Annotated in this window: 9 protein-coding genes and 1 pseudogene; 7 read left to right on the forward strand and 3 right to left on the reverse strand. The window is 32.1% G+C overall.

The genetic code is table 11. The features are described from left to right. Positions 1 to 52: 52 nt before the first annotated feature. From dptF to dptH, 3 genes and pseudogenes are all read left to right on the forward strand, one after another. A pseudogene (gene dptF / locus AC3ZVC_RS15590) lies at positions 53 to 2295 on the forward strand (DNA phosphorothioation-dependent restriction protein DptF). A gap of 5 nt (positions 2296 to 2300) precedes the next feature. After that, positions 2301 to 3704, forward strand: a complete 1404-nt coding sequence (gene dptG, locus AC3ZVC_RS15595) for a DNA phosphorothioation-dependent restriction protein DptG (RefSeq protein WP_490064126.1) — start codon at positions 2301 to 2303, stop codon at positions 3702 to 3704. After that, entirely contained in the window at positions 3685 to 9003 is a 5319-nt protein-coding gene (dptH, locus tag AC3ZVC_RS15600; protein ID WP_490064127.1) for a DNA phosphorothioation-dependent restriction protein DptH, read from the forward strand. The genes dptG and dptH overlap by 20 nt, the downstream gene beginning before the upstream one ends. 41 nt (positions 9004 to 9044) lie before the next feature. Here the strand turns inward: dptH and AC3ZVC_RS15605 are convergent, their stop codons facing one another. From AC3ZVC_RS15605 to AC3ZVC_RS15615, 3 genes are read right to left on the reverse strand one after another with little or no spacing between them, the layout of a single operon-like run. Beyond that, positions 9045 to 9413 carry a hypothetical protein gene (locus tag AC3ZVC_RS15605; protein WP_490064128.1) on the reverse strand — a complete coding sequence of 123 codons (369 nt, stop codon included), beginning with the start codon at positions 9411 to 9413 and terminating at the stop codon, positions 9045 to 9047. Between the two features lie 4 nt (positions 9414 to 9417). After that, positions 9418 to 11433 carry a DNA sulfur modification protein DndD gene (gene dndD / locus AC3ZVC_RS15610; protein ID WP_490064129.1) on the reverse strand — a complete coding sequence of 672 codons (2016 nt, stop codon included), beginning with the start codon at positions 11431 to 11433 and terminating at the stop codon, positions 9418 to 9420. Positions 11434 to 11442: 9 nt separating this feature from the next. Next, a complete protein-coding gene (locus AC3ZVC_RS15615) occupies positions 11443 to 11631 on the reverse strand; it encodes a DNA modification system-associated small protein (RefSeq protein ID WP_490064130.1) in 189 nt (62 codons plus the stop codon). 178 nt (positions 11632 to 11809) lie between these two features. Here AC3ZVC_RS15615 and AC3ZVC_RS15620 point away from each other — a divergent pair, with 178 nt between their 5' ends. The 4 genes from AC3ZVC_RS15620 (at position 11810) to AC3ZVC_RS15635 (ending at position 14250) form a co-directional block, all read left to right on the forward strand. Continuing rightward, positions 11810 to 12796, forward strand: coding sequence for an HNH endonuclease (locus AC3ZVC_RS15620; protein WP_490064131.1), 987 nt, complete (start codon positions 11810 to 11812; stop codon positions 12794 to 12796). A 162-nt stretch (positions 12797 to 12958) separates the two neighbouring features. Beyond that, on the forward strand, positions 12959 to 13282 hold the full coding sequence (locus AC3ZVC_RS15625) for a pyrophosphohydrolase domain-containing protein (protein WP_490064132.1): 324 nt from the start codon (positions 12959 to 12961) through the stop codon (positions 13280 to 13282). A 52-nt stretch (positions 13283 to 13334) separates the two neighbouring features. Beyond that, a complete protein-coding gene (locus AC3ZVC_RS15630; RefSeq protein WP_490064133.1) occupies positions 13335 to 13571 on the forward strand; it encodes a hypothetical protein in 237 nt (78 codons plus the stop codon). Between the two features lie 313 nt (positions 13572 to 13884). After that, positions 13885 to 14250, forward strand: a complete 366-nt coding sequence (locus AC3ZVC_RS15635; RefSeq protein ID WP_490064134.1) for a Na-translocating system protein MpsC family protein — start codon at positions 13885 to 13887, stop codon at positions 14248 to 14250. The last annotated feature ends 86 nt before the right edge of the window (positions 14251 to 14336 follow it).

Here is a 14336-nt window from a genome sequence, read left to right on the forward strand (position 1 = left end):
CTTAAATTTCTTAGAAAATATAAATGCAGATGCAGCTTTTATTTCGAAGAAAATGGAAGAGCTGCTTTTTGAAGATCCAAGCAGTTCCATTGTTAAAGCTAGACTATTTGCAGAGGAAATTCTTAATGAAGTCTTTAAGCAAGAGGATATTGAAGCACCTTATTTGTCAACTTTACACGATAAAATTTCCTTTCTTTCCAGAGAAGGTTACATAAGAAAAGAAATTCAGCAATCATTTGATACCATCCGTTTATCAGGTAATAAAGCTGCACATGACGGAAAATTTAACGATATTACTGCTGCTTTCAAGTTGCATAAAGAGATGTACAAGATTGGTGTATGGTTTTATGAAGTTTATTCATCAGAACAAGTCAAGATCCCTTTTTATGAAGTTCCAAAACCAAGACCTAAAGAAAACATTGAAGATATAGTAAAAAAACAAATATTAGAACTCTTAGGAGCAGGTAAGTTTGAACCATCAAAAAAAGTAGCAGTTGAACCAAATACAAATGAAGACGTTAAAGAAGAAGAGTCCACCAAGGAAGAGAAATCTAATTCAATTGAAGAATCAAGACGTCCTTTATTGAAAACAGATTTAAATGAGGGTGAAAGTTATCTTCTAAGAGAGCTAACAAGGCTAAAGGATTCTTCTCAGGAAGCTATTGAAAATGCTAGTCAGTTTAGTTCATTTAAAGATTATATGCATGTTGATAGGAAAATTCAGTTAGACTTAGAGTCCATTTTAAGTTCCCGTAAAAAAGAAGTTAGAGGGAATTTAATTCTACTATGCGGAAGTGTCGGAGATGGAAAATCACATCTTTTAGCTTACTTAAAAGAAAAAAAAGCAGACTTAATAAATGAGTACACAATTTTTAATGATGCTACAGAAAGCTTCTCTCCAAATAAGAATGCAATGGAGACATTGGAAGAAGTACTCAAAGGATTCTCAGACCAATTAATAGAGCAAAATGACCAAAAAGTGATATTAGCTATTAATATGGGTGTTTTGCATAATTTTATTAACACAAAACATAAAGCATACACTTATGATGCCCTTAAAAAATTTGTTGGTCAAAGCGACTTGTTTTCCCAAAATATTACAACTTACTACAGTGATAATTGCTTTGATTTACTCAGCTTTGGTGATTATCATCCATACGAAATTTCGGAACATGGTGCAAAGTCTTCATTTTACACTGCACTATTTGAAAAAGTGTTCAAGAAAACTGATGACAATCCTTTTTATTTGGCATTGCAACAGGATGACAAGAATAATCTTCATACAATGGTTCACGAAAATTATAAGCTTATGCAAAATGAATTTGTTCGTGAGCAGGCAGTTCAACTCATTATAAAATCTATTGTAGTAAAAAAATTAGTTATCTCAGCAAGAGCTTTTCTTAACTTTATTGCAGATATTATTATTCCGGATGAAGTTAAGAGTATTAAGCTCCTTTCAGAATTTGATGTACTTGATAGTTCAATGCCTAACCTGCTATTTAATAGAAAAGACAGGTCTACAATATTAAATGCAGTGAGTCAGCTAGATCCAATTCATAGATATTCCAGTCAATTGATCAGGTTGTTGTTGAGTTAAATACACTAAATGATTGGGATTCTCTAATTAAAGAATATATAAAAGACGAAGCACCCATTAGCTGGTTATCTCCCTTTAAATCTAATGAAAACTTAACTGATTATTCTTTTAACATGTTTTTTGAATCATTTATTCGAATTACTTATCTTACGAATGAAAATTTTTCATCAAAAGTCTCTGATAAAAGTTACTTAGATTATTTAAAAAATCTTTATTATTTTAATACAGGCGATAAGAGAAAAATTAAAGGCTTTTATGATGAAATTAAATCAGCTCTTTTTAAATGGAAGGGCAGTCCAAAGAAAGATTATATATATCTGAATAAGCCTTCAGATAAATATCGCTTAGCACAAAAATTAAATTTAAAACCTACAATTGAACATCTAAAGACGAATCCAAAAGAAATTCTAGATTCCTTTAAGCCTTCCATTGTTCTTGCCTATCATGATGGAGATGCTGATAATAAAATTTTCCTTGATATTGACTATCCTTTATATTCTTTGCTAAGAAAGGTACAAGAAGGATACCGTCCAAATAAAAAAGATGAAGAGGACGCAATCAAGTTTGTTGAGTTTATTGAAAAAGTTATGGCTTTTGGAGAGAAGAAAAAAGAGTTGTTGGTATATTTTCCTAAAGATAAAAAGTTCTACACAATTAAAAAAGATGATTTTGGGGCGTTTATATTTGAAAGGGAGTAAAGTAAATGGTTGAAACAATAGATCGTGAATATTTAAAAGAGTATTTAACCGAAAAAAAGAAGCACGATACAGGTAAAGTTATAGATGTTTTACCTTTTTTAACAAAAAGGACAAAAGCCATAAGAGACTTTAATAAAGTTTTAGGTGAATACGTTCGAAAAGTATGCAATTTAAAATTAGATGAACAAGCACTAAAAAGTCGTGAATTTTACTTATCTGAGGAAGAAAATGAACTAAGTGAACTTATTGCTAGTAATGTTGAGTTCGATGAAGAAGATGACATGTATGATTTTGTTCGTTTCCTTGACCAATACTTATTTAAACAGGATGATATTAACCCTATACACCCCTTCTTATTTAATTATATAAAAGTTGATAAAGAAAATAAAAATGAGTTTAATAAATATGCTCAGTTTATGAGTGAAATTCTTGTCCAAAATAACTCGAAAGTACAATCAATTTTTAAAAATAAAAGTGCAGAAGATATTTTAACAGAACTCATCTTAAGTAAAATGGAAGCTTTAAAGGAGACGAGTAACGAAAAGGCAGACCGTGAATATCAGTTACTGCTTAATCCCCTTATCAAGCTATATCAAGAGGATTTAGTGTACTTAAGTAAATATAAGGATTATTTTTTATCTGCATTTCCGGTCCTAACTCATTATTATGTATTTATGTATGCATGCCAGCTTATTTTTAAATTTGAGCAATTTACTGAAGCTGATTTTGAAAAGATCCAGCCTCTTTACTTTGCTTTGGAATGGGAATCCGTCAGTAAGCGAAGAAAAGCAGTGGATGAACTAGAAGGATTTAAATATATCAAAGAAAATGCAAGTAACCTTTTTCCACATATTCATACCATATCGCATTTGAGTCATAGCTTTGTTAATAGCAATCAAGAAGGAAAATATTCTTTTATTCCTTATAGTATGCTATATAGCGAAATATCCAAACAAGGCAAAGAATTTGAAGATATCTTCCTTCAGGATTTAAAAGTGTGGATACGAGAGTATTCCGAATGGGCTAACGTTAATGTCGATGATCATTCTTCCAATATTCCTGACGCATTCAGAACTTTATTCAAGTGTTTAAGAGAGGGAATGAGCACAGGTGTATGCATTAAGTATGGTAAGAATATCGAAGACCTAGGGGCTAATCAATTTCTAAAAAGCAGAGGCAGCCTAGGGCAAACCTTTAATATAAAACATGATTTCCTGCTTCTCTTAACAGCAGTATCTGTTAAAGACAAGCGAATTCCGCTAAACGATTTATTCCGTGAATTTGAAAAAAGAGGTATTGCGTTTGATCGTTATTCCAAAAAGGAAATCATCAGTTTATTTGATAACTTAAATATTTTAGACAAAAAAAGTGATAGTGGTGATGCTCAGTATGTCAAACCAATTTTATAATTATATTTCTTCATTATTAGTTGAATATTTCTCAACTCGAGGAATAAATTCTGGTGACCGTTTTTATTTACAATTAGACAGTAAAGAAGACGTTTCATTATTTATTCAAGGGTTAAAAAATATTGAAGGAATTTCTGCCTTTAAATATAAACATGAACTCGGCGATCAATACGAAACGTTCTGTATCCCTTTTGATGGCACCAAGCTCGTAGTTGCTTATACATCAGAATTTGTAAAACCTGATTTTCTTGTAACGCTAAGAAACCTGGTTGGAGAACAAAAGGGAGCCTGGGGAAATACAGCATTACTTAGTATCGTTGCAGAACAGCTTGATTCCATCCAAGGGGGCAGCAGCGATCTACAAAAAGAAGGTATGCCTCTACATCCTTCTTCCCTTTTTAATAAACTAAAAAATGAAATTGAAAATAGTATCTTAGGAAAAGAAGAACAGATTATCCTTTTGGATAACCTTGAAAATTTAATAAATGAACAATCATTTCAACACATTACTTTTTTTGATTTTGAAGATATATTTGCAACTTTGCAAAAGGGCTCTATAGAGGATAAGGAGTACCATAAGTTTGGACTATTTAAAGATCCTGATCTGGCTAAGTTCAAAGGAAAAGAGCAAAGACAAAGACTAAAAGACAATAGAGATTTTTTTGAATTTGTTAGGAAAGTTCATGACTTTGGCCTTGAGCAAGGGGAATTAGAAAAAAGATTTACCCCTGAAGGAGCTAAAGAGCTAATGGGGGAAGAATGGAAAGAGTCGCTCTATACCCGAGTCCATAAATTACATGAGGATTATTTAGAGATAAATAAAAAAATGAAGGCTGAATTAAAAAATATTAATGTCCAAGATAAATTAATATTTTGGGATAAACCTCAAAAAGATACTTCAGCCGGCCAAAGAAGAAGATATATAATTGTTTTTAACCCTGATAACAAAGAGGAAGTGCAACTGGATGTCGCATTCAGCTTAGGCGGTAACTTAAAAAGCCTATCCTCTAATTTTCTAAAAGGACAAAAAAAATTTGAGGGAATTTTAGATTCAAAAGTTAAGGTAACTAATATTTCAGCAGTTATTAAAACGGAAAAAAATAAGCCTACGTTTGTTAAATTTGCCTATAAACATGATAATAAAGCAACTTTAGGAGCCGAATTCAATATTGCTGTTCTGCCTATTGAACCTCTTTACCTTGATCGATATAAGTCTACTTATTCAGTTGATCCTATAGGTGAAAGTATTGAGCTGCAATACGAAGAGGATGAATTATCTTTTGGAAATGGCATGGAAATTAAAAAAGAAGAAGTTTTGGAAGATAATTCAATCTATTCAATTACCGAAGATGAAAAATTGAATATAAGACCACTTCCTGAGGCATTTAATGACAATGATGAATTGAAAATCAAAATAAAATTTGATGAAACTATCGTTCCTTTACTTTTAAAGAATGAGCTGCCAGAATCAATGCCTATTAATGGCCAAAGAATATGGAAGTTAGTAAGGGAAACAGGCAAAAACATTCAGTGGATAAAAGAAAATAATCGTCTGGTTCTGGAAAACAGGGAGTTCTATTTTCATTCAGAATACCGAGAGTTTTTTGAGTGGGAAGATGATTGGATCGAAAACGGTTTAAAAAGTGCAAGACATGAATCAGACCATTTATTGCCTTTAGATCTCAATTTAAGTGATGAATTAAGAGAAGTATATAGCAGGTTTATTACTTATTTTAAAATCAGTAATACCATTCCTAGCTTGTCCTATGTATCCGAAGACTTTAAAAAGCGAGCTATCGAATATATTGAAGTTTATTATAACGAAATCAATAGTTTTAAAAATGGTGCGCCAGCAGGAAGAAAAGGAAGAGATTTATTTAAATTAGGAACGATCTTCTCTAATGAAATAGTCTATTTCACCCCGTTTCATCCTGTTATGGTTGCATTTAAGTTGAAAATTTATGATTTATTGAAGTCCGAAGAAGTTGATAATAGTATTCTAAATCGATTAAGTCCTGATGCACTAATCCCATTTATCTATGATGAAAATGAAATCTTATATAAGCCATATCATCAGCAAGCCGCTTTTGATTGGCTTACATTTAAACCTGTTAATAAGGTATCTGTTTCAGACGCAAATCAATATTTAGCAAAGGTAGTTACTGATAAAATTATTCAGTTTAAAGAACATTTTTCATATTTGTTTGTCCAAAAGTCAATGGCTCCATTTCAAATTAATATTATAAATATAGCTAATGATAAAGAAGTCATCAGAGGAATTTTCCAATGGATGTTAAAAGAAATTGATAAAGATGGTTTTCAAAATTTAAAACCTGTGGAAGTTACTCTTTATAAAGATGAAAGTGTTGAGAGCTATTTTGACTTATTCGCAAGAATAGAAACAGTTGTGGAATTTGAGAATCTATTTGATGTAAAACTCAAAACAAAAGAATTCGATGCTGAAGACCTTTTGAGAGTAATAAGAGAAAAACTTTACTTTTATAAGCAAGAGCCAAATGCTAAATTAAGGTATGCTCATATTTCATTCTATAAAATGCATGCTCAAGAGCATCATGCAGTACAGCCGATAGACGAAATGAATTCGGGAATTGCAATAGAGGGCATATATTCAAGTGTTCCTTCCATGAAAGATGAAGAGAACTATAAGAGTGGGTTTGGTACAAAGACTTATGGATTAAGTGATAAAAATTATTTAACTAACACTGCTTTCTATGTAAACGAACTTGCAGCTAACTTAAGAAACGGCGGTAATGATAGCTATAGAAAAGGCGAAGCAATTTTTTCAAGAACCACTACTGCTGATGAAGAAACTTTGGAGAAAATTTTCAATTCATCGTATTGGGTCACTTTTGTAGATCCTTCTGTAGACTTGGAGTTCTTTAATAAATATGATGGTAACTTAGTCGTTATACATTATAGTGACCAATACTCTTCGTCTAGCAGGTATGATGCTATAACAGTAACTGATAAATCTCAGCAATATTATGCAGTAATTAAAGAATTTTTATTTCAGAAGGAAGTAGAAGGAACAGAAGAAAATGTCTTAAACACCATAAAAGCTTTTAATACTTTTAATGGGGAATGGCTACTGCGAATAATAGGCAGTAAAGGTCACTATGATAAGGAGAAACTTAGTATCATTTCTGCTATTAAATATTCTGTTTCTTATTTTGACCACCCCAATATTTTATGGGTTCCTGTTTCTTTGGAAGAGATACTAAGAGTTGCTGGGGCTGTTAGCCTAAATAAATCGGATGGTATATTCACCGCGAAAAATTTAGGGGTAAAGGGAAGTCACAGTGATGACCTTCTTTTAATTGGATTAGAATCAATTGAAGATAAAATTTCACTTCATTTCTATCCTGTTGAAGTGAAAATTGGTCTAAATAAGGGTGAAGTACTTGAGAAAGCTCGGAAGCAAGTACATCAAACCAAGAAATTATTCTTGGAAGCTTTAACAGGCGAGATAGGCAGCACCTTTAAAGGAAGGTTCTATCGTAATTTTTTTGCACAATTGTTAATTTCAAATGCCAAGAAGCTCGCGCAAAGTGAGTTTTGGGAAGAGAAAAGTTATGTACTGTCAGACAAAATCATCGGAAAGCTATTAAAGGATGAGTATTCCGTTTCTGATCATTTAAAAAGTTATATAGGTGATGGAGCGATCCTCTCTTTTCAAAAGAGTGCCTATCATAGAAGTGCAAAATTAGAAGATAATGTCTTATTGCTAAATCTCACGGAAAAAGATGGATATGAAGGGCTGGTAACCCCAATAAAAGAAATGAGACATTGGATTCAAGAAGAGCCTAACGATTTCATCAAGGAAAAAATGCTTTCATCCTTATACAAAGCTGGAACAGATATGGCACAGGAAATTGATGAGGGTAGAGAACTCCTACTCCATACAGGTGTTGAAAAAGAAGAGTATAGAGTTAAAGAGAAGGAAAACTTCTCGGCAGGACAAGATGTAGTGGATCAGAGTGTTGATGAAAAAGAAAGTAAGGTATCTTTGGATATTGACACTAATCAAAGAGAAAAACCAGAGGATGTAGGATTAAATTCCTTAAGTGAGACAGAGATTGATACTGAACGAAGTGATAAAGGTGAGGAAGAAAAAATTACTGAAAAAGATACAGAGGAATTGGAAAGTCAATATAACTTGCCTGATGTAAGAATAAGAATTGGAAAAGCTGAAAATTCAAATCGTGATATATATTGGGAATACGGAAACAAAGGCCTAGCTAATAGGCATCTATTAATATCTGGTAAATCAGGACAGGGAAAAACATACTTCATGCAATGTTTATTGCTAGAAAAATCAAAAATGGGGATCCCGAGTATTGTAATTGATTATACGGAAGGTTTCTTACCTAACCAACTAGAGCCAGAATTTGTGAATTTCTTAGGAGATAAATTAAAGCAAAAAATTGTATATAGTGAACAGCTACCTATTAATCCTTTCCAAAAAAACATTCGAGATATTGGCGGAATACAGCTGCCAGAATCTAATACGGATGTTGCTGAAAGAATTAAAAGTGTGTTCGCAGCTGTTTACAAATCTTTAGGAATTCAACAGCAAAATGCAATATATGAAGCGGTATTAAATGGATTAGATTCATACGGTGATGAAATGAGCCTAGTAAAACTAAAAGTGCTGCTTGAAGAAGACGGCTCAAACTATGCTAAAACAGCATTATCACAAATAAGGCCTTTAATAGACCGCAATCCATTTAGCAATAAGAATACACTTAATTGGAAAGATATTGTTGAGAGTAATGGGGAAGTGAATATAATCCAGTTAACTGGATTCCCAAGGGATGTCCAACTAATGATTACTGAGTTTATTTTATGGGATTTATGGAATTACTCAGTAAGAAACGGGAATAAAAACAAGCCAATGCCTGTTATTATGGACGAAGCACAAAATCTCGATCATACTGAAAAATCTCCATCTGCTCGAATACTGACTGAGGGACGTAAATTTGGATGGTCCGCCTGGTATGCTACCCAGTTCTTAAAATCTCAATTAGATTCCGATGAATTAGCTAGGCTTCAAAATTCAACCCAAAAAGTATACTTTTCTCCTCCTGAACAAGAGCTCTCAAATATTGCTGCGAGCTTATCAAAAGATAATCAGGATAAGAAATATTGGGAAAACATACTTGCTAACCTCAAAAAAGGGCAATGTATAGTTCATGGTCCAATTTTAAAAGAAAATGGGGAACTGTCTAATCCTACTGTTACGGTTGTTGACATCGTTTCACTATCAGAAAGAATATAAAAAAAATCCCACCGCAGCAGCTATAAAGCGGTGGGATTTTTTTATAATAAGGTTAATCTTAAATCTTCCATTGAAGTTTTATTAATTATTACTTGATTGATTTCTCTCAAACCATTTTCAATAAAAGCAAGCATATGTTTGTGCAGTTCATCTTCATCTATTGAAGAATTGACTTCATTTATAATTAAATGTTTAAACAAAAGAAACTCTTTTTCTTTTATGATACCATCTGGAATAGTCCATTTGTTTTTACCACTCGTATATTTTTCTGTAACAGGTCCATTAGCAATAGAAATCCCCTTGGAAAGGGCTAACTTAACACCCATAGGCCGATCTATTTCCAAGACTTCAGTTAATGTATCGAGTATGGCTTTACCCTCCTCAGATAGTGACATTCTTTTGTTAGACATTTAATCACCCCTTTACAAATTTAAAATATCCATCTCTAATAATGGTGTATTTTTTCTCTTGATTATAATCAAGCATATATTGCTTGTAAGAGTTTTTCTCCATAAGTTTTACATATTCTTGAGTAATCTCTGTGTCAGTCGACAAGATAATGACCTGTTCACTTAGTTCTTTATAATAATGGTTCATTAAGTGGTTTCTATGATAGCTATCTAGTCGCCCAAGTGGAGTATCGATTACCATAGGGAGTGACAGATCTGAGGCTTTAGTAAGAGCCCATATCAATGCAGAAGATATCATCTGCATTTCACCTGCAGAACGATCTTGAATGCTTACTTCTTGCATTCGATCATTATATAGTCTGATAGTATAAGTATTAATATCAAACTCGATCTTTCCAAACTCATCTTGTTTTCTAAATAATTGGCCTAACATCTTTGCAAATTCTTCCTTAATATATGTGGCTTTTAAGGCTGTTACTTCAGTGACATATTGCTCCATTGCTTTAATAGTACGCAAAACTTGATTGTTTTGTTTTTTCAGGGAATCTAAATCTTCATCTTGTCCTGATAGCCTGCTCAGGTTATTTAGCAGCTTAGATTTTTCTTCGTTAGCAGCATTCAGTTTGCTAGATATTGACTTGAACCTTAAATTAATCTCGCCAAATTTTTTAGCCAATAAATCAATCTTATTGCTTTCTTCTTCTACATTAACTGCTTCCGGTGCATTTCGGATCTCAATTTCCAAATTGTCGAACTCTAGCTGAAGTTTTTCAATTTTATTAATCATTTCAGTAACTGGCATTTTATCTTTAATAGAAAGGTTCATTAAATATGAATAGTCACTATTAGAAATATCATGTATTTCTTGGAAGCCCTCAGGAACTAAATTTCTTAAATCATTTTCTTTAATCCAAATTTCCTCTCCAAGCTTTTCTATTTGTGTTAATTGTTCTTGGGTTAGGGCAGGAGTAATGCTCTTTTCTAATAATTGATTCATAAAGTTTCGGTAAGGTGTTAGTGAAGCATTTTGTAATATTCGCTTGTGATTTACCTCGTATTCTAGTTTTAGTTTCTTTTTCAAGTTGGCAATTTTGTTTCTTAACATAATATTAGTCATGTTTTGATGTAAAAACGAATTGAGTTCTTCTTTCGCTAGCTTTAATTCAGTTTCGATACGTGATTGTTTCTTTACGATCACTTCTCGGGATTTGGAGTTTTGTGCAATTTTATTATTTCTTTCTTGTTTAGCTGCATTAATAAGACCTTCATACTTCCTAATTTCTGATGAAAGTTTAACTTTTTTTGTTTCGAGGGTAGTAATCGTTCCTTTTATTTCTTCAAGCTCTGTATTAATGCTATTGAGTTTCACTTGGCTTACAGATTTTGCTAACTTATTTTCTATGGAAGCTTGAAGTGCTTTAAGGTCTGTTAATAAAAGTTTATATGCTTGCATACCTGTTATTTTGTGTATGGCTTCTTTCATTTCATTACTATTTTGCCTTAAAATAATATCTTTAATTTCTTCACCATCAAAGATAAAAAATGGAGCTGCATGATATGGAATAATTCGATCAATAAATTTATTAAATACTTCAATGTTATCGATTCTTGCATGCTTGGCAATCCTTGATCCAGGTTTCTTTACATCTAGATCTCTTTGTTCGTGAGTCATTCTCTTTAATTGATCGAAATACCATTTCACTTTAAGTGTCCATTCTTCACCTGAATCGGTTTCTAGAGAGAGCGATACTGAGCATTCTCTTCCGCCTTCATCAAAGAAGGTATTATTGATTACATTTGAAAACAACCTCTTATACTCGCTTTCGGACATTCCTCTTTTACCGAATAGAACGTATATGATTGCTTTTAAAATTGTCGTCTTTCCTGCACCATTTAATCCACCTAGAAGAATAATATTTTGTCCAGTTTCTTCCCTAACTTCTTTAGGAATATAAAGGTCAATTTCTTGATGTCCATAATAAGTTTTATAGTTATCAAAAATTAATTTCTTTAGTAACACTCTTATCACCTAACTATTATTTTTGGTATGGAAATAAAATAAGTCTTTAAACTCTTTAATTCTTGCACCTTGGGTCACATTTTCGTAGGATAATTTTTCAGCTGACTTAATAAGATCCTTTGCTAATTTAAGCGGGATATCATTCTGGTTACAAATTTTTGCGAGAAGCTCAAGTTCTCGTCTTTTTATTTCTTTCATTTCTATCACCTTCGTTTATTATGGTTAATAAAGGATATTTAATTAAATAACTACTAAAATCTTAACATATATGTAGTTAAATTTTACAATTATGTTACAGTGCAAATATTACCATAGAAGCCTTTCAAAAAAAAAGAAGGGTATGTACTTAAAATAAACCAAAGGAAGGATGGTTAATATGGGCTGGGACCTAAAAGTTGGGGAAATTAAATCTACCTATGTTACTGATGAAGATATATGGAAAGTAATCAATAACTTTTTCTCCCGATCCTATACAACTATGTCATATAAGTATGGTTTTTTTAAAACACTTATTGAAAATATTTATAATGTAAATCAAAATCTTGAACTTGATTATAATAAAATGTTTTATTCTTTTGCAAAAATATATTGGAACTTGGTTGTTCATCATAAATTATGGCAATCAAACAATAAAAATCAGGCTTCAAGTATTCAAAACTTACTTGAAGGCTACTGTGATAAATACTCAATTCCTCCAGAATGGACATTTGATAATCTTGATCACAAAATTCAGTTAGATATTATTACAGATATAAAAAAGGCAGGGAAAAGGTATGTAATTGGAGCGTTTTACGGTGATACGAAAGGGTTATTTTATGAATTTGATCGAAATAATGAGTATTTTAAATTTAATTTGCCGGTATATAAATTCCTGCAAAAACATCAAAAAATGATTACGTATTTGACGAATTATCATTTGGCATTATTTTTAGAAAAGCATAATTCTGTACCAAATATAAATTATCTATTAACCAAAATTGAAAATGTTTCAAAGCGCTCTTCTTTGAATCCGTTTTATCAAATCTTGTTAAAATACCAAGAGAATGTATGCTTTTATTGTGAAAAATCCCTAAATAGAAAAAGAAATACTTCCCATATTGATCATTTCATTCCATGGAGTTTTGTGCAAAATGATAATTTATGGAATCTTGTACTCTCATGCCCGACATGTAATCTTAAGAAGAATGACAAATTAGCAGAAAAAAGCTTTTTGTATGAATTAGTGGAAAGAAACGAAAGATTGATAAGTACGATTAATCAAGATGATATTGACTTTTTCAGCAATTATCAACCTGAAAAGCTAGTAAATCTTTATCAATATTCAAGTTTTAACGGCTATATAGATAGATGGAGACCTAACTAATTATAAAGAAAACCGCGTTGTGTATTTTTATTGGAAACTCACCAAAAAATGTTCATTTGTACATTAAGAAAAAATTCATCTATATTATTTAATGACTTGATAGATATGTTGGACTTCGCACTGTAAATCCTATTGTATAAATCAATAAAGTGAGGAATCTTTATGCCTATTTATAACAAACTAGTTCGTGATCGTATCCCTGAAATTATTGAAGGAACAGCCAAGAACTATTCAACTAGAGTTCTTGACCAGTCAGAATTTATTAAAGAACTAAAGAAAAAGAGTTTCGAAGAACTGGAAGAGTATATTAATGCGAATAATCATGAAGAGGCGCTTGAGGAGTTAGCCGATTTGCTTGAAGTTATTCGTGCACTGGCTGACTCTCATGGTGCATCGATTGAGAAGGTAGAAGAGGTACGTAAGGAAAAAGCTGAAAAACGCGGTGCCTTTAAGGAGAAGATCTTTTTAATCGAGTTGGAACAATGAGAAGGAAACAGTAGTCTAATGGAGCAGTTCTAAATGGTTGTTCACCGTTAGGATGGATTTAGAGTCCGCTGTTATAAAAGAAGATGCAGATTCCTTTTTAAGTGACCCAGGAAAATCGATGAATACCGGCTGTATTATCACTTTGAACGAAAGGGAGGAGAAGAAAGTGAAAAGAGGTTCTAGGGAAGAAATCAGACAGAACCCCGATAAGTTTGCTAATGAGCTGCTGAAGAGAATTAAAAATAGAGGGAAGCCGGAACTTAAGCTGATTATCGGTGGGAAGAAATAAGAAATTGTTATGGAGAATCCATTAACAGATAAACAGGTTATCAATATTAAATGACTAAAAGACACTTTTGAGGAGTGTCTTTTAATCATAATGTATGTATTCATATAGGTTAATTATGTTAACAAATGATAAAATATGCAGTTGTATTCCCTTGAAACAGAGGTATTCCATCAAATCCTCTTGGCTATGGATTCTATTAAACGCTGTTGTACAACATATATTTTTTAATATAAACACTTTACAGATAGTATTAACTATGTTAAATTCTATTTATCGAATGATTCTGAAATTTCAAAAAAGATGGTGTGAGTAAATGAGTTGGACTGCTGGCCCATTTAAACAGGAACTTATCAAAGATTATAATAATATCAACCTTCTTTTGTTTAACATTGGTGTCAAAAGTCAAAGAATCGACTTTTTGGGGGATAAGATATTAATTTTCGCCTATCATAAGAGAATTCCATCTCTTAAACATTTGGACGAGATTAATCGCTTTGTAACCCGAATGACTGACATTGCCATCATAGATAGTTATAAGGAACATTTAAGGAAAGTCCTTGAAGAAAAGTACGGGATGAAGGTACTTTCTATTTTGAAGGATTATGATCCCATTACTGAACTTTCTGGTACGATTATTACCTTGGATCAAGATACAAGTGCCTATATTTCCAGGGGATAAAACTAAATAAAGGTGACTGGTCCAATGAACTCTTTAGAGTGCATAAAAACCGTCAGTACAATCTTTCAGACTGCCGTCTGTTTGAT

It is taken from the genome of Cytobacillus sp. C11.1 (genome assembly GCF_058145115.1).